The organism is Bacillus sp. sid0103 (genome assembly GCF_019219025.1).
Genome location: NZ_JAHUWN010000042.1, coordinates 13,952 through 37,331, shown reverse-complemented (window position 1 = coordinate 37,331; position 23,380 = coordinate 13,952). Strand labels below are relative to the sequence as shown.

Annotated in this window: 20 protein-coding genes and 1 pseudogene; all 21 read right to left on the bottom strand. The window is 40.2% G+C overall.

The window, feature by feature from the left end; all coding sequences use genetic code 11:
• Nucleotides 1-41: 41 nt before the first annotated feature.
• Nucleotides 42-1,757, bottom strand: a complete 1,716-nt coding sequence (locus tag KW850_RS29660) for an NAD-dependent malic enzyme (protein WP_218351279.1) — start codon at nt 1,755-1,757, stop codon at nt 42-44.
• 223 nt (nt 1,758-1,980) lie between these two features.
• The gene (locus KW850_RS29655) at nt 1,981-2,949 is read right to left on the bottom strand and encodes a 2-keto-3-deoxygluconate permease (RefSeq protein WP_256358533.1); all 969 of its coding nucleotides are present in this window, start codon (nt 2,947-2,949) and stop codon (nt 1,981-1,983) included.
• A 121-nt stretch (nt 2,950-3,070) separates the two neighbouring features.
• Nucleotides 3,071-3,778, bottom strand: coding sequence for a response regulator (locus KW850_RS29650; RefSeq protein WP_218351278.1), 708 nt, complete (start codon nt 3,776-3,778; stop codon nt 3,071-3,073).
• Nucleotides 3,771-5,375, bottom strand: coding sequence for a DcuS/MalK family sensor histidine kinase (gene dcuS / locus KW850_RS29645; RefSeq protein WP_218351277.1), 1,605 nt, complete (start codon nt 5,373-5,375; stop codon nt 3,771-3,773). The genes KW850_RS29650 and dcuS (KW850_RS29645) overlap by 8 nt, the downstream gene beginning before the upstream one ends.
• Nucleotides 5,376-5,517: 142 nt before the next feature.
• A complete protein-coding gene (gene ystJ / locus KW850_RS29640) occupies nt 5,518-6,711 on the bottom strand; it encodes an NADP-dependent malic enzyme (RefSeq protein ID WP_218351276.1) in 1,194 nt (397 codons plus the stop codon).
• 324 nt (nt 6,712-7,035) lie between these two features.
• Entirely contained in the window at nt 7,036-7,371 is a 336-nt protein-coding gene (locus KW850_RS29635) for a molecular chaperone GrpE (protein ID WP_218351275.1), read from the bottom strand.
• 34 nt (nt 7,372-7,405) lie between these two features.
• The gene (locus KW850_RS29630; RefSeq protein ID WP_218351274.1) at nt 7,406-8,284 is read right to left on the bottom strand and encodes a CoB--CoM heterodisulfide reductase iron-sulfur subunit B family protein; all 879 of its coding nucleotides are present in this window, start codon (nt 8,282-8,284) and stop codon (nt 7,406-7,408) included.
• Nucleotides 8,281-9,240, bottom strand: coding sequence for a succinate dehydrogenase/fumarate reductase iron-sulfur subunit (locus KW850_RS29625; protein ID WP_218351273.1), 960 nt, complete (start codon nt 9,238-9,240; stop codon nt 8,281-8,283). Before KW850_RS29625 ends, KW850_RS29630 begins: the two co-directional genes overlap by 4 nt.
• Nucleotides 9,240-10,949, bottom strand: coding sequence for an FAD-binding protein (locus KW850_RS29620; protein WP_218351272.1), 1,710 nt, complete (start codon nt 10,947-10,949; stop codon nt 9,240-9,242). Before KW850_RS29620 ends, KW850_RS29625 begins: the two co-directional genes overlap by 1 nt.
• 24 nt (nt 10,950-10,973) lie before the next feature.
• A pseudogene (locus KW850_RS29615) lies at nt 10,974-11,534 on the bottom strand (Fe-S-containing hydro-lyase).
• Nucleotides 11,535-11,546: 12 nt separating this feature from the next.
• On the bottom strand, nt 11,547-12,392 hold the full coding sequence (locus KW850_RS29610; RefSeq protein ID WP_218351271.1) for a fumarate hydratase: 846 nt from the start codon (nt 12,390-12,392) through the stop codon (nt 11,547-11,549).
• Complete coding sequence (locus tag KW850_RS29605; RefSeq protein ID WP_218351270.1) at nt 12,325-12,579, bottom strand: hypothetical protein; 255 nt, start codon at nt 12,577-12,579, stop codon at nt 12,325-12,327. Before KW850_RS29605 ends, KW850_RS29610 begins: the two co-directional genes overlap by 68 nt.
• A gap of 25 nt (nt 12,580-12,604) precedes the next feature.
• On the bottom strand, nt 12,605-14,077 hold the full coding sequence (locus tag KW850_RS29600; protein WP_218351269.1) for an anion permease: 1,473 nt from the start codon (nt 14,075-14,077) through the stop codon (nt 12,605-12,607).
• A gap of 334 nt (nt 14,078-14,411) precedes the next feature.
• Complete coding sequence (locus KW850_RS29595; protein WP_218351268.1) at nt 14,412-15,170, bottom strand: response regulator; 759 nt, start codon at nt 15,168-15,170, stop codon at nt 14,412-14,414.
• Nucleotides 15,167-16,774 carry a DcuS/MalK family sensor histidine kinase gene (gene dcuS, locus KW850_RS29590; protein WP_218351267.1) on the bottom strand — a complete coding sequence of 536 codons (1,608 nt, stop codon included), beginning with the start codon at nt 16,772-16,774 and terminating at the stop codon, nt 15,167-15,169. Before dcuS (KW850_RS29590) ends, KW850_RS29595 begins: the two co-directional genes overlap by 4 nt.
• A gap of 331 nt (nt 16,775-17,105) precedes the next feature.
• A complete protein-coding gene (locus KW850_RS29585; protein WP_218351266.1) occupies nt 17,106-18,599 on the bottom strand; it encodes a family 1 glycosylhydrolase in 1,494 nt (497 codons plus the stop codon).
• Nucleotides 18,600-18,807: 208 nt separating this feature from the next.
• Entirely contained in the window at nt 18,808-19,128 is a 321-nt protein-coding gene (locus KW850_RS29580; protein ID WP_026565243.1) for a PTS sugar transporter subunit IIA, read from the bottom strand.
• A gap of 91 nt (nt 19,129-19,219) precedes the next feature.
• Nucleotides 19,220-20,560: a PTS cellobiose transporter subunit IIC gene (gene celB, locus KW850_RS29575; protein WP_026565244.1), complete on the bottom strand. Its 1,341-nt coding sequence runs from the start codon at nt 20,558-20,560 to the stop codon at nt 19,220-19,222.
• 17 nt (nt 20,561-20,577) lie between these two features.
• Nucleotides 20,578-20,886, bottom strand: coding sequence for a PTS sugar transporter subunit IIB (locus KW850_RS29570; protein WP_218351265.1), 309 nt, complete (start codon nt 20,884-20,886; stop codon nt 20,578-20,580).
• A gap of 284 nt (nt 20,887-21,170) precedes the next feature.
• Nucleotides 21,171-23,096: a BglG family transcription antiterminator gene (locus tag KW850_RS29565; RefSeq protein ID WP_218351264.1), complete on the bottom strand. Its 1,926-nt coding sequence runs from the start codon at nt 23,094-23,096 to the stop codon at nt 21,171-21,173.
• Nucleotides 23,097-23,327 (bottom strand): hypothetical protein, encoded by a 231-nt coding sequence (locus tag KW850_RS29560; RefSeq protein WP_218351263.1) that lies wholly within the window; start codon nt 23,325-23,327, stop codon nt 23,097-23,099. It abuts the gene before it with no gap.
• Between the last annotated feature and the right edge of the window lie 53 nt (nt 23,328-23,380).

Sequence of the window (23,380 nt, the reverse complement as noted above, 5' to 3'; positions counted from 1 at the left end):
ATCAATTACCAGGAGGACAGGCATTTTATTTAACTATTTAATCATGCATAGGAATGAATGTTTGTCCAAATACCTACACTCTTTATTTCTTTATACTCAGGCTTCCACATAGCATCTTCAATAGCAGTCTCAACATCTTGGATATCAGCTCTTGCAATTCCTTCGTATATCGCCGCATTGACTACTTCAATGGCTACGTATTTTGAGACCTCATGAAGTTTTTCAATGGATGGCAGCAGGGATGCTCCAGGTGTGCTGATGTCAGACATTCTTGCAACCGCATAAGCAGCAGCTGCGAACATTCCTTTTGAGATCACTTCAGCTTTTGCCACAATTGCTCCTAGACCTAGGCCTGGGAAGACAAATGCGTTATTGGACTGGCCAACTTCATAGGAAACGCCGTTGTATTCTACATTGGTAAACGGGCTGCCGGTTGCAATTAGAGCCTTGCCATCTGTCCATTTAATCAGGTTTTCCGGCACTGCTTCAGTCAATGCAGTCGGGTTGGACATAGGCAAGATAATGGGACGCTCAACGTGCTTGGCCATTTCTTTCACAATTTCCTCAGTGAAGGCGCCGGCTTGTCCGGAAGTACCAATCAGGATGGTTGGCTTCACCCTCTGAACTACTTCCAATAATGAAATGATCCCGTCCTCATTCTTATCCCAGTCTCTGACTTCATCCGTTTTCCTTGCGTAAGGCTTCTGGAAGTTCAGGACGTCAGGTGTTTCATCCGTTAATAACCCCCGATAGTCAATAGACCAGAAACGGTCATAGGCTTCTTCTCTGGTCAGCCCTTCAAGAACCATAGCATCTGAGATTTGGTCAGCTATTCCGATGCCGGCAGCCCCTGGTCCGAAGACAACAATACGCTGGTCCTTCAGAGTATCTCCTGTTACTTTCAATCCAGACATAACAGCAGCAAGGGTAACTGCCCCTGTTCCCTGGATGTCATCGTTGAAGGTAAGGATTTTGTCACCATATTTGTCCAAGATTTTACGCGCATTCACGTTGCCAAGGTCCTCCCAGTGAATAAGAACCTCTGGTAAGAACTTTCTTGCAGTCTGAACGAATAAATCAATGAATTGATCATAACGCTCACCGCGGACACGGGCGAATTTGTTGCCAATATAGATAGGATCGGCAACCAAAGCCTGATTGTTCGTACCAACATCTAGCACGACTGGTAGAACTCGGCTTGGATCAATACCAGCTGCCGCTGTGTATACGGCAAGTTTACCAATCGCAATATTAATACCGCCTACCCCTTGGTCCCCAATACCCAAAATGCTTTCAGAGTCGGTAACGACGATTAAATCAATGCCATTTTTGGGCTGTCCAAGATTATAAAATGCCTTTTCAATGCCCTCAGGATCATCAATTGAAAGGTATAAGCCACCCGGGCGGCGGTAGCTGTGAGAGTATGACTGGATCGCTTCACCAACAGTAGGAGTGTAGATAATTGGAAGCATTTCTGCTAGGTGTTCTTTCAATAATCGGTAAAACAGAACAACATTGCGGTTATATAAATCATAAAGCAGACCGTGTTTAAATAGATTCGTAGTTCGCATCGAATATTGTTCATAAACCCTATTTACTTGTTCATCAAGGGTGAGCACTTGGGAAGGTAACAGACCGTCAAGTCCCAGGTCTTCCCTTTCCTCTTTCGTAAAAGCCGTTCCTTTATTCAAAAAAGGATTAGTGAGAACTTCTTTTCCTTTTAAAGTTGTAATAATAACATTCTCAGGTACATTCATGGTGTGGTGTTTCCTTCTTTCTATCTTAAAATAGCTATTCGGACAATACCGGAACATAGATTTCTTACCCATCTATGTTAATAACATTTTCCCTATCACACTAGGTTTTTTAATTTAATGATCCTTTTTTGTAATTAAACAAAGCAGACAGTAAAAACCGAATGACTGCTTTGTTCTCTCTTCCACTTTTATTCATGTTTATAAAATTTTACGTTACTTTTTATCAAGCTGCCCTTGCAATCGATGGTTTCGATTTTTTCTTTTGAGACCGTTTAAATACATAGCTCACAATAATCGGACAGACGATGGCAGAAATGACACATGCAGCTGCAACTTGTGCAGTAGCTGAAGATGCTACTGCAGCTAAGGTTGGATCTGCTGCGGCCACAACAGCTGGTGTAGCTACCGCATTACCTGCAGTTGACCCTGTTGCTAAACCAACGATAGGGTTTTCTTTAAATAACTTCAATAGGAAGTAAGCTCCGATTCCAGTGAAGGCAGCAATTAATCCTAGTAATATCCCAGGCCCCCCAGCTTTTACAATAGTTGAAAGATTCATTCCGGCACCTAATGGGAATGAGAAGAATGGGATTAATAATAATTTACTGCTTCCAAGGAACTTTCTCATATCAGGATCAATATTCCCTAAAATCATTCCAATTACGATTGGAATTAATACTCCTAAAAGTGTTTGAAAAGGAATGGTGGCCAGGCCGGATGCACCTAATGCCACTAATGTGAAAAATGGACCATCTTTTAAAGAAAATAACGCATATGCACCTACATCTGTTTCGTCACCATACGATGAAGCAAGAGATGCATATAATCCGCCATTAGCATTTAACAACGCTGCAAGGATGGCTAATGGTGTTAATCCTAGTATTCCGGCAGGCCCAAAAATCGCTGCTACAGCTAAACCAATACCAGCACCTACGATAAATTTTCCTGTTAATAAAATTGCACCTTTTTTTAATGCCTTTGGTGCTAATTTGAAATTAATTTGGGAACCAATTAAAAACATAAAACATGCCAAAATGGTTGATGATGCTTCTTTACTGAATAATGCTGTTGTAAAACTACCAATTTGTAATACCTGCGGAAAAAATGTATTCGTTAATACCCCTAAAAAAAGTGGAACAACCATCAGACCACCTGGAATTTTATCAAGCGTTTTCTTAATTGGAATTTGCATTTTAAATCCTCCTTTGTCTTACTACATGTCTATCATAATCCCGTATAAACCGCTTTCATAGATTATGAAAGTTTAATTATTCTTTTTGTAAATAAAAAAAGTAAGCAGTTTCAAAAACTGCTTACAAAAAGTTTTTTATTAAGTGCTCTTTAAATTTGTTATATTCATGCTGGTATACTGGCCTTCCGACCGTTCCGTAGATCACCTTAACTTCAAGGATTCCTAAATCCTTTAGGAAATTAAGATATTTTCTTGCCGAAACCCTTGATATTCCTACAACATTTGCTACTTCATCAGTAGAAAAAGGACCGTCCTTCAATCCATGAATCGCATCCCATACCTGCTTTAAAGTATCCTTCGTTAACCCCTTTGGCAGTTCTTCTGCTACTACAGCTTCTTCTCTGTGCAAAAGTAAGTGATCAAGCTCCTGCTGACTAACGGAATCCTGTTTATCAATGAACCGAGTTTGCTCAAGGTAGGTAGCAAGTGCAGCGTTAAAGCGTTCAAACTCGAAAGGCTTAATTAAATAGTCGACAACACCATACCTTAATGCCTTCTTAATTCGTTCAAGATCTGAGGCCGCTGAAATGATGATGACATCAATTTCAAGGTCATTCTTCCGAAGGTATGCCAATAGCTCTAGTCCCTGCTTTCCCGGCATAAAAATATCCAGAAGAATGAGCTGAATATCATTCTTTCCTAAAAATCGGATGGCTTCAGATACTGAATTGACTGTTGCGGCCAACCGGAACCCATCAATTTTAGCAAGATATTGTTTATTGATTTCTGCTACCATCGGGTCATCTTCGACGATCATTACACTAATCATTCGATTCATCCTCTGCTTTATAAGGTATATACACGGCAAAATTTGTTCCCTTTCCAGGTTTGGAAGAAATAATCAGGTCCCCTTCCAGTCTTTCAATTGCCTGTGACAAAAGATATAACCCGAACCCGCGGTTTTCTCCTTTCGTAGAGAAACCTTTATCCAATATTTTGTTTTGGAGTGAATTCGTCATTCCCATCCCTGTGTCTTTAACCTCGATTGTTAAAATATCTTCTGCATAATCAAGTTTAAGGTCCACTTTTTTGTTTGGACTGTCCGCAATGGCCTCCATTGCGTTATCGAAGAGATTTCCAATGATTGTGATCAGCTCATGTGTGATTTCCGAGTTTACAGGCTTGGGAAGTTTACTTATACAATCAAATGATAGAGAAGCACCTGATTCTCTGGCAAAGCTTAGTTTGCCAATTAAAAATCCAGCAAGAACAGGGTCTTGAATTTTCTTCGTTACAAAGCCCATTTCTGTTTTCCGGTGGTTAACCGTTTCACTCACATAGGTAGCAAGTGTATCATATTGTTCAGTTCGGACCAGGCCAAGGATGACATGAAGTTTGTTCATGAATTCATGTGCCTGGGCACGGAGAGCATCCGCATAATTACGCACACCTGTGAGCTGTTCGGCCAACAATTGGACCTCGGTTTTATCACGGAATGTAGCAATTGCTCCCACCGGCTCATTTTCCACAATCACCGGAACCCTGTTTACTAAAATGGTCACCCCATTCAGGTTTTGTTCTTGATCCAATTCGTTTTCACCCAATTTAATAATGTGATTTAAGCGAGTCTCTGGCAAATAATCTTCAATGTTCTTTCCCATAGGGTTCTCTTCAAGCCCAGCTCTCTTAAAAAGCTTACTGGCTGCCCTGTTTACAAGTGTGATTTTTCCTTCTTGGTCGATGGCTATTATTCCCTCACGCACAGACTGGAGCATAGAACTACGTTCTTCAAGCAGCTTAGCAATAGCGAAGGGCTCGAGTCCTAAAAGGATTTTTTTGATGTATCTTGCCAGGACCACTGCACCGATTACACCTATTAGGATTCCGATTAACGTTCCAATAACGATCCCCATCCGTCCTTTATGTACCGCCTTTGTAACGTTTTCTAAAGAAATTCCTACAGCAACCGCACCGACTTGTTTTCCATGTGAATTCTTTATGGGAGTAAATGCCCGCATGGATCGACCGAGAGTTCCCTTTGAAATGGAAACATACTCCTTACCTTTAAGAGCAGGCCCTTCATCTCCTCCCCTGAAGTGCTTCCCCACTTTACTGGGATTTGGGTGGGAAAGCCGAATTCCTTTCATGTCCATCACGACAACGAAGTTAACATGGGTTTTTTCTCTTATTTGATTAGTTAAAATTTGTACTTCTTTCTTGCTAGCTTCCCCTTCAAAAGCTCCAATCACTTGTGGGCTAATGGCAATCATTTTTGCCACATTTAAGGCCTTTTCTTTCTGTGTCTCTTCCACACTGGAGGTAATTCTTTTACTTATGATAAAATCAGTTATTCCAAGTGATAAAGCGACGACAATGCATACAAATATAATAATAATGACTTGTAAACTAAGTTTGTCTTTCTTCATAATCTCCTCCAAGTAATATCATACTAATAGTATGTATAAGACTTATTCATTAAATGACAAAAGACCGCAAAGCTCATAAAAGAGCTTAAGCAGCCTTTAACATAAATCATCGAATTAGCAAAATAGCACCCATTAACTTTTGTTACACGGTTACAAAGGATTTCCTCGCTACACCTGTTTCTACAGCCGCAGTTGCAACAGCTTTTGCTACCGCAGATGCTACTCGGTCATCAAAAGGGTTAGGTATCACATAGTCTTCTGATAGTTGTTCTTCTGTGATGAGCGAAGAAATGGCGTATACTGCAGCCTTTTTCATTTCTTCATTTATGTCCGTTGCTTGAACATCTAGAGCCCCCCGAAAAATCCCTGGAAAAGCGAGCACGTTATTGACCTGATTTGGAAAATCTGAACGTCCTGTTCCTATTACTTTTGCTCCTGCAGCTTTTGCCTCTTCTGGCATAATTTCTGGAACAGGGTTTGCCATTGCAAAAATAATTGCATCCCTTCTCATCGTTAAAATCATTTCCTTTGTTACTGCACCTGCAACAGATACACCAACAAAAACATCTGCACCAACAATGACTTCCTCTAAGCTTCCCTCTGCATTGTTACGGTTCGTTTGTTTAGCGATCTTTTCTTTAATTGGATTCATCCCATATTCACGATTTTCATAAATGGCACCTTTTGTATCACATAGAATGACATCATACACACCAAAACGATTTAGCAATTGTGCAATGGCTACACCCGCAGCACCTGAACCATTTATTACGACTTTAATTTCGTCCATTTTCTTATCGACTAGTTTAAGAGCATTTACTAATCCGGCAACCGTTACAATGGCTGTACCATGTTGGTCATCATGAAAAATAGGGATATTTGTCTCCTTTTTCAGGCGTTCTTCAATTTCAAAGCATCTCGGTGCTGAAATATCCTCTAAATTCACCCCACCAAACGTTGGTTCAAGACGCTTTACTGTTTCAATTATTTCTTCAACATCCTGTGTATTTAAACAGATAGGGAATGCATCTACGTTAGCAAAACTCTTAAATAAAGCTGCTTTGCCTTCCATGACTGGCATCGCTGCTTCCGGCCCAATATTCCCAAGCCCTAATACCGCTGAGCCATCTGAAACGACGGCAATGGTGTTGCCTTTCATCGTGTATTCATATACTCTATTTGGATCTTCATAGATTTCCATACAAGGCTCTGCGACACCAGGTGAGTACGCTAGGCTCAAATCATTTGCATTATTAATCTCTACCTTTGCTTTCACTTCTAATTTCCCTTGTTTATCTCGGTGCATTTGCAACGCACTGTCACGCAATGTTTCCATGATTACCTCTCCCTTTTCAAGAAATATTACTTCGACCCAAAAATTGTTCCAAAGCTTATTTAAGCCTTCCATGCTTCTGTGCTCAATTTCACAATCATCCTTAGAAGAAAACAACTTAACTATTTTGAAAACGCTTTACCTTGAAAACAAATTAATATAACCCAATCTTATATATTTACAGACTGCTTTAATAGAATTATTAATTAATTAAAGCTTTTTTGTAATTAAAAAAACCATAGGTTTTTTCACAAACGGAAGGCCGGCATTTCATTAAATTAAATAAAGAAAACCGCATGAAGCATCAATGCGGTCTAATGTGTGAACCTATTTCTTTAAGTATTTATAAACACCGGTTTTAAACTTAATTTTAATGAGATCCTCAAGTCTAGCCGCCCAAGAGTCAGCCATGTTCTCTGGATTAAAGGCTGCTACACCATTCCGAACCTTAATCCATTTCTTCGTATCTTCATCTTGGAAATAGCCGCTAATCGATGTCGACAATGGATGAAATGGCTCGCGAGAAGAATAAATCATCCCATGAAAAATATAGCTTTCACCGTACTGGTCATGAATCCAATCATCATGGACATTTAGAAGCCAGAGATTTCCTTTATCCAATCTCCCCACCAATTTCGCTCTTTTTTCCAAAACATATTGCATATAACTCCCCCCTTCTAGCGGACTAGAACCTTGACTAAACCAATACCTCTTGTAGAATTGGAATTGCGTTAACAACATGCCTTTGAATGGCAAGCTCTTCAGGAGAGAATCCTAGAGCCAGCCCGATTAACTGCGGTAAATGAAGGATTGGCATGGTAATATCTTCACCAAAGCCTTTCTGTGCATCCGGCTGATAAGCATCGAGCTGCATTTGGCATAAAGGACAAGGGGTGACAATACAGTCGGCACCTTGCGCCTTCGGTGAAAAGCAATTTTTCCCTGTAAGATCCATTACTTCTCGCTCTGCTGGAAAGACAGCATGGAAGCCGCAGCAGGCAAGACGCTGATCAAAATCAACACTCTCCGCACCTAATACACTTGCAACCATTTCCATTGATTGCGGGTTCATATGGTTCTCAAACCCCATAATATTTGGCGGCATCAGGATATGACAGCCATAAAAATTAGCAACCTTTAAGCCGGTCAACGGCCGTTTCACCTTCGCCCTTAGATTTTCTAAACCATAGTCTTGGATTAATGCCCAAAGTAAGTGAGTGACTTCAACGGTTCCTTTATACTCCATTCCCGCCCGGTTAAGACCTTCATTCACCTTAGAACGCATCTTTTCATTCTTATCCATTTTCAGCTTGGCCGTACGAAGCATTAAGGTACACGTATTACAAACGGTGATAAGCTTATCTACCTTTAGTTCTTCTGCCAAAGCAATATTCCGGGCATTGATTGATGTGGCCAAGAGGTCATCGACATCTTGAATATGGCTAGCGCCGCAACAGGTCCAGCCGTTCAGTTCAATTAATTCGATTCCTAGAGCCGCGGCCACTTTTTTAGTAGAAATCATCAACTCTTCTGCTGCAGACTCAAGCGTACATCCTGGGAAAAATGCGTATCTCATGATTCACTTACCTCCTGTGCAAACTTATAAAGTTCTCTGACACCCTTAATCCCTTCTACTTCTTTTGGTATATGGAATGGATTGATTTTTCCTTTCCGAATCATCCTTAGGGCAAACGGTACCTTTGTCATCGCAGTTGTGATTAAGCCATCTGTTTTGACTGGGAGCATGACTTCATTTAAACGGCCCTTCTTCTTAACGTCATCATGAAATGCAAAGGCATGCTTTGCACCTTGGTTTCGTACCTCCCCCATCTTAATCGTTTCTTGGCGAAGGTATGAAATCTGCTCGGTTAACGGAATTCCCTTTGGACATTTCGTCACACATTGCATGCAGTGCAGGCATTTCCATAATTCATTTTCAAAAGCCGGCATAATATGCTCTTCAGGGGCAGCGTCCCTTGAATCGACGGCAAAGCGGAAGGCCCGGTTTAGGATAAATGGCTCTAAATACGTACCATCATTGACTGCCAGCTGATTACATTCAGAAGCACAAATTCCGCACAGGATACAATCCGTTGGGGCTGCAATCTGATGGAAGTCTTCTTCACTCTGAATAAATCCATCTTCTTTGCTGCCTTCCTCAGAAGGAATAAGCCACGGCTTGACTTTCTCCATTTTCTCCATTTTAGGCTCCCAAGCGACAGCTAAGTCCTTGATAACTTCAAAGTTATTTAATGGATCAAATACTAGCCGATTCGTCTGAAACGTCTCGAGCACCTCATCCAGTGAAGTTTTACAAACTAAAAATGCATTATCATTGATTCTGATGGCGCAGCTTCCACAAATGGCATGGCGGCAAGCGGATGTAAACACGAGAGTTGGATCAAGCTGTTCCCGAATGGTGGTTAAAGCCCATAAAATGGTTTTTCCTTTTTCATATGGCAGTTTATAATCCTGATACCATTCTCTTTCGCCATCAAATCTCTTAATTTTAAAATATAGGTTTGTATACATTAGTATTTTCGCTCCTCCGGCTGATATTTCGTAATTTTCACCGGGCTATATTCCAAACGGTATTGATCCCCATCCTGATAAATCAACGTATGTTTAAGGAAGTTAGCATCATCACGGGTCGGGTAATCGGCACGAGAATGAGAACCCCTGCTTTCTTTACGGTTCAGCGCTCCCATGGAAATGGCTTTAGCCAGCTTCAAGATATTTCCGATTTCTACGTAATTAATAAAGGCCATATTATACTTTTCAGAGGAATCTCCAATCATAGCATCTTTATACTCTTCCAGAAGCTCAGACACCTTTCGATTGGCCTTTTCCATATCACTTTCCGTTCTAAAAATACCTACATTATTCCACATTGTTTCGGCAAGATCATCGCGAATCTTGAACATATTAATACCCGTTTTTTTCTTGCGGATGTTGTTGAACTTCTCCACCCATTCGTCTGTATCACGCAACAACTTTTCAGTAGAAGTAAACGAACGACGCTTCGCACTTTCCTTTGCACCCAATCCAGCGTACTTTCCAAAAAGCACAACGTCGGCCACGGAATTGCCGCCAAGCCGGTTGGCCCCATGAATCGAGACGCTGCAGCATTCGCCTGCGGCATGAATGCCATCGATTGGTGTACCGCAAGTCTTAAAGTCACTGATGTGAATACCGCCCATCGTATAATGGCAACTCGGACGAATCGGCACCGGTTCTTTAACCAGATCGACACCTTCAAAATCCAACGCCAGTTCCCTTACTTGCGGAAGGCGCTCCATAATTTTCTTTTCTCCTAAATGGCGAAGATCCATTAAGACATAGGAACCCATTCCTTCGCCAAAACCGCGGCCTTCTTTAATTTCGGTCTCAATCGATCTTGACACTAAGTCACGCGGACCAAGTTCCATTTTTTCTGGAGCATAGCGGGCCATAAACCGCTCTCCGTCTTTATTGAGTAAATAGCCTCCTTCACCTCGGCAAGCCTCTGATAAAAGAACACCGGTGGAAGCTAGACCAGTTGGGTGGAATTGCACAAATTCCGGGTCCTTTAATGGAATCCCTGCATTAAAGCAGGCGGCGGTTCCGTCACCTGTCATATTAATAGCATTTGTGGTTCGACTCCAATACACACGGCCAAAACCTCCAGTGGCAATCACCACAGATTTTGCTTGAATCGAATGAATTTCACCGCTGCGGATATCCATTGCGACAATTCCTTCAAAATTGCCGTTGTTCACAGAAAGGGACAACAGGTACCAATCGTTGTGGAACTGGACGCCATTTTTCAAACATTGTTCATAAAGGGCATGCAGGATAACGTGTCCAGTTTTATCAGCTGAATAGCAAGTTCTTGGGCTGGAGGCACCGCCAAATGGCCTCTGGGCAATCCGTCCATTCTCATCTCTTGAAAAAGGAACCCCGAAATAATCGAGTTCAGAAATGACCTTTGGCATATTTGTGGTAAAAAATTCAACCGCATCCTGGTCGGCTAAAAAGTCACTGCCTTTGACCGTATCGCGAAAATGGCTTTCAGGAGAATCATTGGCATCCCGATAGCCCATTGCCGCGTTAATTCCTCCCTGTGCCGCTCCAGTATGGGAACGTGTCGGGAAAATTTTTGAAAGGCAAGCGACGCGGAGGCTTTTGTCCTCACTTGCAGAGAGGGCTGCCATCATACCAGCCCCACCCGCTCCTACAATTACGACATCATAGCTTAGCATGGTTGTTTCTCCTCGATTCATGATTTAATCTACTACTCTATATTTTTCTACTCCAAATTTGTATAAATCGTTTCCTTCACTGTCCACTGCGACAATGCAAGGATAGTCGGTCACTTCCATCCGGCGGATTGCCTCAGGACCTAGTTCTTCATAGGCGACAATATCTACTTTTTTTATCGTATCGGCAATCAGGGCTGCCGCACCGCCGATGGCCGCAAAGTAAACGGCTCCGTTTTTTTTCATCGATTCAATCACTTCTTGGCTTCTAGGGCCTTTACCAATCATGCCCTTTAAGCCCTAGTCAAGCATTTGCGGCGAGAAAGCATCCATCCGCACGCTTGTCGTCGGGCCGCAGGAGCCAATGACCTTCCCCGGTTTAGCAGGAGTCGGTCCTGCGTAATAAATGACTTGTCCTTCGACATCGATCGGAAGAGGTTGATTTTCTTTCAAGGCATCAACCATATTTTTATGAGCAGCATCTCTTGCTGAGTAGATGACACCGGTGATCGATACTTGGTCGCCTGCCCGTAAATCATTGATTTGTTCATATGTTAATGGTGTGGTCAATTTTTTTATCGTAGTCATGTTCTGTACCCCTTATAAAATGGCTTCTTTATGACGTGCTGCATGGCAGTTTAATGTTACACAGACAGGCATCATGGCAATATGAGTTGGATACGTTTCAATATGAACAGCAAGAGCTGTTACCTTCCCGCCAAAGCCTTGAGGTCCGATACCCAGCTTGTTAATCCGCTCTAACAGTTCCGCTTCCATCTCAGCGTAGGCAGGATTAGGATTCGGTTCACCTGCTTTTCTTGCCAATGCTTTTTTCGCGAGTAACGTACATTTGTCCATAGTACCGCCGATGCCGACTCCGACAATGACCGGTGGACAAGGGTTTCCTCCAGCCTGAGTGATTGAGTTGACGATAAAGTCTTTCACTCCCTCTACTCCCTCAGCTGGCTTACACATTTTAACGGCTCCCATATTCTCGCTCCCTGCACCTTTGGGAAGCACCTCAAGCTTTACTTTGTCCCCTGGGACAATTTCCATATGGATAACTGCCGGCGTATTATCACCTGTGTTTTTGCGGTCAAACACTGGATCTTTTACTACCGACTTACGTAGGTAGCCTTCCTCATATCCCTGACGTACTCCTTCATTGATGGCAGCCTTTAGATCACCTTCTACGATTCGGGCATCTTGGCCAACCTCAACGAATACGACGGTCATGCCGGTATCCTGGCACATAGGGGCATGCTCGGCACGAGCTAGTTTCACATTTTTTAAAATCTTTTCTAGGCTATATTTACCAAACTGTGATTCTTCTTTTTCTAGACCCGCCGCAATCAGAGCTTCTACATCCTCTGGAAGGTCACAAGCCGCTTGCATACAAAGTTCTTTTACTGTTTTGGTGATAGATTTCGCTGAAATTTCTCGCATTGCGTTCTCCTCCTGTTTTCATAGCAACCTTTGTTTCTTCGCTTTCATCAATATATTGAAGGTTAATCGATCCGCATTTTGTACAGACCAAGTATGGAATCCGTAATTCATAATCATCATCAGCCCCATGATAAAGCTCGGGCAAATGCCGTGACTCTAAGCTTTCAAAGCAGCAAGTTGATTTCATGTTCTTCTCACCCTCCAACACTGGTTTACCAAAGACCTAATACTTTCCACCACATGCCGCCGACGCCTAACCAGACGACAATGTGAATGATGGAAATGATGAAACCAAGCGACCACCATTTATTCTGGGACACATATCCGCTTCCGAAAAATACCGGTGCCGGCCCACAGCTATAATGAGTGATACAGCCAAATAAGTTACTAAATACACCTAACACTAAAGCCGACACAACTGGCGGTGCTCCAGCTGCAACCAATACTGCAAGGAAAGCAGAGTACATCGCACTAACATGGGCGGTGTTGCTGGCAAAGAAATAATGAGAGTAAAAATAGACAACAGACAGAATAATTAATGTCCACATCCACGGCAAACCGTGTACGGCACCTTGCATGGTTTTACTAAACCATGGAATTAATCCTAATTCGTTTAGGAAACTTGCCATCATCACAAGGACAGAGAACCAAATTAACGTATCCCAAGCTCCTTCTTCCTTTTTAATATCCGACCAAGAAAGGACTTGTGTAACGAGCAGTGCTCCTAAACCAATAAAGGCTGTTGTAGTTGCGCTGATGTTTAAGTTGGTTCCAAAAATCCAAAGCGCTAAGATCAAGAGGAATACCCCGATCATGTAATACTCTTCTTTTTTCAATGGACCCATATCTTTTAATTTCTTTTCTGCCATTTGCGTTGCTTGTGGTGTTTCTTTAATTTCTGGCGGATATAACTTATAAATCACATAAGGGATTACGATTAAGCTAAGTAGACCAGGGACGATGGCTGCTGTTGCCCAGCCCATCCAGCTGATGTGCTTTCCTGTAATATCTCCGGCAATTTGGGCTGCCAAAGGGTTAGCCGCCATCGCGGTTAGGAACATAGCTGAAGTGATCATGTCACCTTGGAAAGCAACCTTCGTTAAAAATGCTCCCACCTTTCTTTCCGTTCCGTCTCCTACCTTTGAACCGTAGGCCTCGGATAGAGAGCGGATGATTGGAAGAAGGATGCCGCCCGCGCGAGCGGTGTTCGATGGCATCGCCGGTGATAAAATCAAGTCGCTGGCAATCAGCGAATATGATAATCCAAGTGTTCTTTTCCCAAACTTTTTCACAAACATATAGGCAACCCTTGTGCCTAAACCTGTTTTAATAAATCCTCGTGAAATGAAAAACGCAATAACAATTAACCAAATCGTTGTATTTTGAAATCCGCTAAGTGACTGCTCAATCGTAAGTGTCTGTGTTAGGACGGTCGCCATTAAGGCTAAAATCGAAACACTTCCCATTGGAAGCGGCTTGATGATTAAGCCGACAATCGTAGCCACGAATATCGCCAGCAAGTGCCATGCTTGGGCTGACAAGCCATGCGGCGGATGAATGAACCAAATAATCGCCCCAATTGCGACGGTTATTAATAATGGAACTAGTTTTACCTCTGCAGGATGCTTTTCTTTTACTTGAATTTTTTTTTGTTGCTGCTGAAATTTCGAAATAGGAATAGCCATCATTTCAACTCCTTTTTGGTTTGAATTGCTTTGTTCACAAAATGTCCAATTTTGTGAAGTGTTTCACTAACTTCTTTAATAAAATAACTGCTAATCCAAGATTAGAAGTTTCCTAATGAAGCGGCTGAACTGTACGGATATAATTTTTTTAACCATTGATCCCCCCGTCGCCAATCTATTTCTTAAATCTGTAATTCAAGAATAAAAGATTCGGCTGACCGTTTATAGTTTATGGAAGTTATTAAAAACTTTTGTAACTAAAGTTATTACCGTCATCTCATAAAAGTAAAAAAGCAGTACCTCCATTCGAAAAGGAGACACTGCTTTGAAATTTTTATTCATATGATGCACACTTTTCATTGCACTTTAAACATTTTTCACTAAGCGGCCGGGCTGCCATCATTTTTCCGGCATCATTTGTCATCCTGTGCATATACACTGGACGACCAACCGCGCCATATTCAATTTCCGTTTCAAGAACCTGAATGTCCGCTAGAAAATGGACATATTTTCTCATTGAAACTCTGGATATGCCAGTTTTACTGGCAAGTTCCTCTGTTGAGCAAGCGTCCCTGCCCATTTTGATGACCTGTTTCCACACCTTGCAAAGTGTATCTTTTGTCAGCCCTTTCGGTAGCTCATATGCCTCCGAAACCAATTGTTCTTTATGAAGTAATAATTGGTCTAAATCCGTTTGATTAAGCTGATCCTGGTCATCCATCACCCTTTGTTCCTTTTGATAGGTCATTAGCGCAGAGTGGAATCTCTCAAACTCAAACGGTTTAATTAAATAGTCTACTGCGCCATATCGAAGCCCTTTCTTGATGCTTTCCTTGTCGCAAGATGCAGTAATAACGATAACATCCATTTCGCTTCCTAAACCGCGGATTTTCGACAGTAAATCCCAGCCATTTTCTCCAGGCATATGAATATCCAGCAGAAGCAGGTCAACTTCTTTCTTTTCCAGGATAAATAGGGCAGCTTCTATAGTTCCAGCCATTCCAACAAGCTCAAATCCCTCGATTTGTTCTAAATAACGGCGATTGATTTCGGCTACCATCGGATCATCTTCCACTATAACCGTTTTAATCATAACTCCTGCTCCTTCCCCTCCAATGAAATCGTTATATGAATTGTCGTTCCCAGTTGGTGTTCGGATGAAATCGTCATTTTTCCATTTAACTTCTTAATTGTTTCAAAGACCAAATAAAGTCCTATTCCTCGGTTATCTCCCTTTGTGGAAAAACCTTTTTCAAGTACATGCTCTTGAATTTTCCTATTCATTCCCATTCCTGTGTCAGAAACTATGATGGATAGTTGATTGTTTTCAACCGGACACACCTCTACCTCCACCTTTTTCTCTTTGCAGCCCTGTAAGGAATCGATTGCATTATCAATTAGGTTTCCTAGGATGGTGACTAAATCTTGTATAACATCATTATTATTTGGTTTTGGAATATAGCTATTTTCTGTGACCTTAAGCTGTGCTCCGTTTTCCCTGGCATAACTGGCTTTACCAATGATAAATCCTGCAATAACAGGGTCTTTGATCCGTTTCGATAAATAGCCAACCTCGGTTTGAAAAGAGTGCGAGATTTGTTTTACGTAATCAGTCAACTTATCATAAATTTTCATTGTGACCAATCCTTGGATGACATGGAGCTTATTCATGAATTCATGCGTTTGTGCCCTTAGTGCCTCCGCATATTCTCTTGCTCCTGTAAGCTGTTCAGCCAATTGTTTAATTTCTGTTTTGTCACGAAAAGTGGCTACAGCTCCAGTGATTTGCTGATTTACGTATATGGGCACAATGTTGGCAACAATGACAAGACCCCGAAACGAGTATTCTTTATCAAGTAATTTTTCTCCGCCGCTTATCAATGAGGACAACTGGAACTGAGGCATCACTTGTCCTATTTCCATTCCAATTGGATCGTTATAAATTCCCATTAACTTTATTAATCTGGAAGCCTCCTTGTTGAGGATCGTGATTCTTAAGGATTGATCAACTGCGATAATCCCTTCACGGGCATACTCCAAGATTGCACTCCTTTGCTCTAGTTGATGGGCTATTTCTACTGGCTCCATTCCAAATAATATTTTCTTCACTTTATTTGCTAAAACGATCGCACTAATTAAACCAACGATAATTCCTAATAGCATACTGAAAAGGATCACTCTTGTACTTTTCGAGACTTGCCGCTCCACATCGTCTACTAAAATACCTACCAAAATGGCTCCTATTTGTTTGCCATCTTGGTTGTAGACTGGAGTAAAATATCGTAACGATTTTCCTAATGTCCCCTTGGCAATTGACATATGTTCATGACCTTTAAAGACTTCCCCTGCATCACCGCCTGCATATTTCTTGCCGATTTTACTTGGCAGGGGATGGGACTTTCTGATTCCATTCATATCTAGGACAACAAGGAAGGGAACATTTGCTGTCTTCCGCATTTTCTCCGCATATTGCTGGATGGTTGGGTCACTTACTTTCCCGCTTAGTCCATCGACAAAAACCGGAGAAATTGCGGCTGTTTTAGATACTTCCTTTGCTTTCCCTTCTATATTCGCGATGATGGTTTGCTCAAAATTTCTCTGTATAAAATAATTAGTTACTAATAAACATAGAATACTTACCCCACATACTAGGAAGGTGATTTTATAACGCAGGGGGAGATTTAATTTTAACTTCATTAGAAATGGCTCCCTTTAACTTGAATGACTTTCCTTTATTGTAATGTTGTTAAAGGAGTAAAAGTGTTTCAATATTGTGAAGGCGGAAACCTCTTAAACATTCAAAAATAAAAATGTGCAAAAAAAAAGGCCTCCCAACAGTTATACAAACTGTTGGAAGACCTTCTCCAATTGTTATTTTTCTTTTGTCATCGTTTTGGATAAAGAGGACAGTAGTATATTTTATTGATGATCGTTGAAATAACCAGATTTAATTTTATCTCGCAAACAAAACATGAAACAGGTGCTAAGCACCTGTTTCATGTTTTGTTAATCTTAATATTTATTTAATCTAAAAGCTAAGGTCTTCTCCGTTAGTTGCAATCACTTTCTGGTACCAATCAAATGATTTTTTCTTTGTTCTTTTTAATGTTCCTTTTCCTTCGTCATCCATATCTACATAAATAAAACCATATCGTTTTTTCATCTCTCCAGTTCCTGCTGAAACTAAATCAATGCAGCCCCATGGTGTATAGCCCATTAAGTCAACACCGTCTAGAGTAACTGCCTTTTTCATTTCTGCAATATGATCCCGGAAGTATTGGATACGATAATCATCCTCCACATACCCATTCTCATCCGCTTTATCAATGGTTCCCATTCCGTTTTCAACAATAAAGAGAGGTTTTTGATATCGGTCATAAAGTTCAGATAAAGTGTATCTTAGCCCAATTGGGTCAATAGCCCAACCCCACTCCGTTTTTTCTACGAAAGGATTTACATCCCCCATTTGTCCGCCGGTATCGGTATTCTGAACGATTTCAGTGTGGTACACACTACTGCGGTAATAACTAAATGATAAAAAATCCGAAGGGTTCGCCTTGATTATTTCGTCATCCCCTGGTTCCTTTTTTATGGATACCCCCATCTCTTCAAAAAAGCGGTCGGCGTAAGATGGATAATACCCTCTCATCATGATATCAGAATAGATCAAAGCTCCTCTTCGATAATCCAAAGCCCCAAAGACATTTTCCGGCTTACAATCTTTCGGGTAAATACAGCTTAATGCAACCATACAGCCAATCTTTGCATCCGGAATAATCTCGTGACAAAGCTTATTGGCAAGGGCACTCGCAACAAACATATGATGCTTTGCTTGATATCGTACCTGTGCAGCAGCCTCCCTGGTTCCCATAAAGGCGTAACCATTTAATACATTAATTTCGTTAATGGTGATCCAATACTTAACTAAATCTTTATATCTTGTAAAGACCTCTTTGCACATTCTTAAAAAACAATCAATCGTCTCTCGGCCGCCCCAACCATTAAAATGATCAGCTAAATAAGCAGGAGTTTCAAAATGATAAAGAGTGACTAAGGGTTCGATATTATATTTTTTGCACTCTTTAAAAACATCTTCGTAAAATTTTAATCCCTCCTCATTTGGTTGTTCCCCTTCAATTCCACCATTTGGGAAAATACGGGACCAACTAAGAGATAACCTGAAACACTTAAAACCCATCTCTCCAAAAAGGGCAATATCTTCTTTGTAATGGTGGTAAAGATCAACCGCTTTATGGCTGGGATAATAAACATTTTCATCAATATAGCCTGATGCACCTTCTGGTATGGTATCAATTTTTGGGTCCCCAGTTGGTCGTCGGTTTACCATTGTTTTTGTGCCATCTTTTAACTTAATTGTAATTTTTCTTGGACGGTCTGCAGAACCATTTGTTATGAAGTCACTTGTTGCAAGCCCTCTTCCGCCTTCATTGTACCCACCTTCATATTGGTTTGCAGCCGTAGCTCCACCCCATAAAAAATTTTCTGGGAATGTTTTTTTCATTTAATTTCATTTCCTTTCTAAGAATGAGTATGCGAAATAATCTTGAATAAAAAAAGCCCAGTATTGGGCAATTAAAAAATGACAGACATTTTTTCAGTTTGTAATGACTTTCTGACAAACCGATTGAATTTACTCTTTCAACCATGCATTTTGCAAAGTTGCCAACACTGTTTAACTTTTGTATGTCTTGCTGAAAGATGATCTTGGTTTAAGCCTTTTTGATAAGTTTATGCAATTCAATGATTTCTCTCGCTAAATCTTTTAGGGTCAATGAGTTCATCAAATGATCTTGTGCATGAATCATAATAAGAGGAAGATTGAATTCATCTCCGCCTGCTTCCTTTTGGATTAAATCAGTTTGAACATGATGTGCTTCATTGAATGCAGAATCTGCTTCGGTTAGTTTTGCTTCCGCTTCATCGAAATTGCCTTCTTTAGCTGCATACATCGCTTCCATTGCTAAGCTTTTTGCATTTCCTGAATGAAGGATTAATTGAAATGCATGATTGTAAAGTTCCTCTTTATTCATGATTAACAGCCTTTCATATGATTTACTAGGAGAGGAACAATATCCTCTCCTGTCAATTTTGGGTCCCCAAACAAATACCCAGTCTTTTTTCTTAGGCGATAATTTCCTTTTTTTCACCTATGTTCATTGCATCTTCTTCTCTCTTCTTCGCTTTATCATATATTCTGAAGAAAGGAAGATAAATTATAAATGAAATAACAATGTTAACTACATTCATGATGGCACCTGAAATATGTCCGCCAGAAGCAAGATATCCTGAGATAATTGGCGGCATGGTCCAAGGCACTGCAATACCGGATGGCTTTGCGACCAATCCCATATCCATTCCTAGGAATGTTACAATAACGGTAACGATTGAAGTAAGAACGAATGGAATGATCATGATTGGGTTTAACACGATTGGCATACCAAAGATTAATGGCTCGTTAATGTTAAAGATGCTTGGAGCAAGCGCCAAACGACCAAGACTTTTCATTTGTTGGGATTTAGCAAACATAACCATTGATAGAACCAAACCAAATGTTACACCTGTTCCACCTATGTGGACGAAGTTATCCCAGAATTGTTGTGTAACAATATGCGGTAGAGGTTGGCCAGCTTGATAGGCCGTCATATTGTCACCCATCGCACCAAACCAAATTGGTTCCATTACACTTTTAACAATGTTTGTACCGTGTAATCCAGTAGCCCATAATAAAGTTACGAATAATTCAGCAACAATGGTTCCACCTAGAGTAAGCCCTACCAATTTTAGCGGATCACCTAAAAGGGTCGTAACTAATCCGTTGATACTCTGATAAGGAGTCATTTCAACAAGTAAACGGATTACCCAAACCACAAGAAGAACAAAAAATCCTGGAATTAATGCTGCAAATGATTTACCAACACTAGGCGGTACACCCTCTGGCATTTTAATAACAATATCTTTTTTGACGACCCAACGATAAATTTCTGTTGATATAATTGCAAAAAGTAACGCAACAAACAAACCTTTACTGCTCAAGAAAGCTTTTGAAATTGCACCAGTTACCAAAACTCCTTCTTCAGCTCCAACTGGAGTAAATAAGAAACTAAATGGTGTTGTCAACATGAAAGCAGCAACTGAAATTGCACCCGCACTCATCGCGTCAAGCTTATAGCTTTCTGCTAGTCGGTAAGCCACAGCGAACGCTGCAATAAGTGACATGATATTGAAAGTTGCATCTACTGGATAACTTAATTTAGCAGCCCATGTTGGGCCAAAAATAGAAGTCATCCAATCAGCATAACCTGGAATCGGCAAATTAGCCACGATCAAGAAAAATGAACCAATGACAATGAATGGCATGGTCGCAATAAGACCATCACGAAGAGCCAATAAGTGTCTTTGCGCACCAATTTTCCCTGCAACGGGCATGACTTTCTCTTCTAGAAAGCTGTTGAATTTACTCATTTTCTTTTCTCCTTTTATTATTTATTATTAGCTAGATTTATAGCTGTTTTTAAAACTTCTGCTCCATTACACGTACCATAGTGGATTGGATTGATGGCATCCACTGGAATGCCCTTTTCTTCACCTAACTTTTTCATATTTGAAAGAAGGTATCTAACTTGAGGTCCTAAAAGAAGGACATCCGCATTGTCAATATGATGATTGACTGAATTAGCTGCAACTGCCCAGATTTTCCCTTCCAAACCTTGTTCTTGGGCTGCTTTTTCCATCTTGGTTACCAGCAAACTTGTACTCATTCCGGCTGCACAACATAATAAAATATTCATCGATTTATTCCTCCTATTATCCATAAAAGTTAAAAAACAAAACCTTAATTAATCTAAACAGCTAATTTGCCATTGTTTTAAGAGTGCTTTAATCTCTTTATGTTTAAAGTTTACGTTGAAAGCGTTTAATTTTACAGAAAGGATTTTTCCGTTACGTAACGGAAATATAATGAAAAATTAAAATGAAGTTTTTGTCATGTAAATTAATTATCCTTCGGTAATAGCCCCAAACTAAAAAAGGGAATTCCTTTTGGAATACCCTCGCTCTTTTCCTATGGCATAAGTTAAGATTCATTTAATATCTTAATAATTTCTTCAGCTGATTCACTCTTTATAACTTTTTGGACCGTTGTACTGTTTTCAACTAGAGCAATAAGCCTTTTATACATCCTTTCCAGATCATCCTCAGGTACTTTTCTTATGTTCAACAAGCAAATAAATTGAACCCTATGTTTGTCTGTCCATTCGATCGGTCTCTTTAATGTGCACACGGTCCAAAATGTTTCTTCTGTTTCCGGCGTAAGTGGATGAGGGATGGCCACAAGATTCCCAAAGCTGGTTGGAGCGACCGCCTCCCTTTCCAACACCAAATTCACATAATCTTTGGAGACGAGTTTTTGTTTGTATAATTCATCACACATAAAACGAATAACGCTTTCTTTATCCTCAAAGTCTTTATGAATAAAAACTTTGGATTTATCTAAATAGCTCTGACCCTCACACTCTTTAACAGACGATACTCCCTTCCGAATATTGGCAATATCTCCTTCCCCTAAAAAGGTATTAACGACTAGTACTGGGATGCCTATTTCCTCTTTTATTGGGATGGTACTAATAATAAAATCAATAGACGATAGATCGTATTCTTTTAATTGATAATAATTGGTTGTAGCCACAATATCGATTTCATCATTAAATTCATTTCGTAAGCGATAAAACAAAAGCCTTGCACTCCCCACACCAGATGCACATACCACAAGTACCCGTTTTGCCTTTTTCTTCCTTGTCTTCATTCTTTCTAATGCCACACCGATATGTAAGGCAATATAAGCAATTTCGTGCTCTCCTACCTCTATCTCCAAATATTCGTCGATACATCTGCTCGCAATGGCAGCCCCCTCAAAAGCACTAGGATATTTTCGTTTAATTTCGTCTAATAATGGATTCCGAATGTTCATGTTATAGCGCAACCTGTTCATTGCAGGCCGAATGTGCAAAGTCAACGCTTGAATGAATTCGGAATCGTCTTGAAAATCCCAATTTAATTCGGTTTTCAATCTTTCCAGCATGCAATGAATGATGGTGCCTAGTTCATCAAATTTACTAAATTCATTCAATGTATTCTTATGAATTAATTTTGTCCCCAACAAATGGACAATAATATAATCAATCTCGGATTTTGGAAATTTCAAACCCGTAAAATCCTCTACCTCTTTTACAATTTCATTGGCCACTATTTTTTCAAATGGATATTTTCCTATTAAATCTTGTTCAAGGTTTTCAATGACAAATCCTTCTTCAATTCTCTTGCATCCAATTGTGATATGGGTTGCCAAATTTTCGAGTGCAATGTCAGATACCTCAATTTTGTATTCATTCACTTTTTTTATGATCGTTTCCTTTATCTTTTCAAACAGATTTTGATCCAAAAGGTGAAAAGAATTACTGTCAATGTTTAAGTTGCTATTTCGCCGTAAAATATAATTTGAAAAACATAGCCGCTTCATATATTCATCGCCTTCTGCCTGCGTACCATGATGCGGTCTAGAAACTAACTTTAAATGATAACTTTCCAATAATTCACGGACGATTTTTAAGTCATTTTGAAGCTTAGGCTTGGTAACAAATAGCTCTTCTTCAAGACTTTCTAATTTTATTGGTTCCTTTTCTAATAAAAATCGTTTTAACATATACAAAACCCGATTTTCCTTTTCGGAAAAATCAGATTGGTTTTCATTTATTGCATCATTCGCATTAGAAATAAACTCCTGCTCAAACACTTCATAATCCTTTATATCTAATAGATACCCTTTTCCTCGAACGGATTCAATAATGATTCCTAGCGAAGTGGATTGTGATTGAAGTTCTTTGATCTCAGTACGAATGGTTCTATCACTCACACCAAGTTCTTTGGCCATCCATTCGGCTGTAACAGGTTCTTTCTCCTTCATTAAAGACAACACGATGTCCTTTTGTCGTTTCGACACCATTTATCTACTCACCTTTCTTAATGAGTTGATCATCATACAATTAACTGCTGTAACAAATTGATAAGCGATTTCTTTACTTGAGCCTAATTGCTGTTTTACGTTCTCAAAAACACCTTTTGCACCCAGATCACCGATGGTCCAATAATCTTTACTTCCATTTCTCGCCTTGCTTTGGGAGCATATTTGTCTACCATCATTATTTCTATTCCATAAATCAATATCATCTTCCAAGGTATAACACACTAATTAAATAATAATAACAGTTTATCTCTTAAAATTAATGT

Excerpts from the sequence above, each read along its gene's own strand:
- KW850_RS29635 (WP_218351275.1), bottom strand. The coding sequence starts at position 7,371 with ATGCAATATGTTTTGGAAAAAAGAGCGAAATTGGTGGGGAGATTGGAT.
- ystJ (WP_218351276.1), bottom strand. The coding sequence starts at position 6,711 with ATGGAAACATTGCGTGACAGTGCGTTGCAAATGCACCGAGATAAACAA.
- KW850_RS29630 (WP_218351274.1), bottom strand. The coding sequence starts at position 8,284 with ATGAGATACGCATTTTTCCCAGGATGTACGCTTGAGTCTGCAGCAGAA.
- KW850_RS29585 (WP_218351266.1), bottom strand. The coding sequence starts at position 18,599 with ATGAAAAAAACATTCCCAGAAAATTTTTTATGGGGTGGAGCTACGGCT.
- KW850_RS29595 (WP_218351268.1), bottom strand. The coding sequence starts at position 15,170 with ATGATTAAAACGGTTATAGTGGAAGATGATCCGATGGTAGCCGAAATC.
- KW850_RS29605 (WP_218351270.1), bottom strand. The coding sequence starts at position 12,579 with ATGAAATCAACTTGCTGCTTTGAAAGCTTAGAGTCACGGCATTTGCCC.
- celB (WP_026565244.1), bottom strand. The coding sequence starts at position 20,560 with ATGAGTAAATTCAACAGCTTTCTAGAAGAGAAAGTCATGCCCGTTGCA.
- KW850_RS29580 (WP_026565243.1), bottom strand. The coding sequence starts at position 19,128 with ATGAATAAAGAGGAACTTTACAATCATGCATTTCAATTAATCCTTCAT.
- KW850_RS29655 (WP_256358533.1), bottom strand. The coding sequence starts at position 2,949 with ATGCAAATTCCAATTAAGAAAACGCTTGATAAAATTCCAGGTGGTCTG.
- KW850_RS29600 (WP_218351269.1), bottom strand. The coding sequence starts at position 14,077 with ATGGCTATTCCTATTTCGAAATTTCAGCAGCAACAAAAAAAAATTCAA.
- KW850_RS29620 (WP_218351272.1), bottom strand. The coding sequence starts at position 10,949 with ATGCTAAGCTATGATGTCGTAATTGTAGGAGCGGGTGGGGCTGGTATG.
- KW850_RS29570 (WP_218351265.1), bottom strand. The coding sequence starts at position 20,886 with ATGAATATTTTATTATGTTGTGCAGCCGGAATGAGTACAAGTTTGCTG.
- KW850_RS29565 (WP_218351264.1), bottom strand. The coding sequence starts at position 23,096 with ATGGTGTCGAAACGACAAAAGGACATCGTGTTGTCTTTAATGAAGGAG.
- KW850_RS29650 (WP_218351278.1), bottom strand. The coding sequence starts at position 3,778 with ATGATTAGTGTAATGATCGTCGAAGATGACCCGATGGTAGCAGAAATC.
- KW850_RS29625 (WP_218351273.1), bottom strand. The coding sequence starts at position 9,240 with ATGTATACAAACCTATATTTTAAAATTAAGAGATTTGATGGCGAAAGA.
- KW850_RS29610 (WP_218351271.1), bottom strand. The coding sequence starts at position 12,392 with ATGCGAGAAATTTCAGCGAAATCTATCACCAAAACAGTAAAAGAACTT.
- KW850_RS29660 (WP_218351279.1), bottom strand. The coding sequence starts at position 1,757 with ATGAATGTACCTGAGAATGTTATTATTACAACTTTAAAAGGAAAAGAA.
- dcuS (WP_218351277.1), bottom strand. The coding sequence starts at position 5,375 with ATGAAGAAAGACAAACTTAGTTTACAAGTCATTATTATTATATTTGTA.
- dcuS (WP_218351267.1), bottom strand. The coding sequence starts at position 16,774 with ATGAAGTTAAAATTAAATCTCCCCCTGCGTTATAAAATCACCTTCCTA.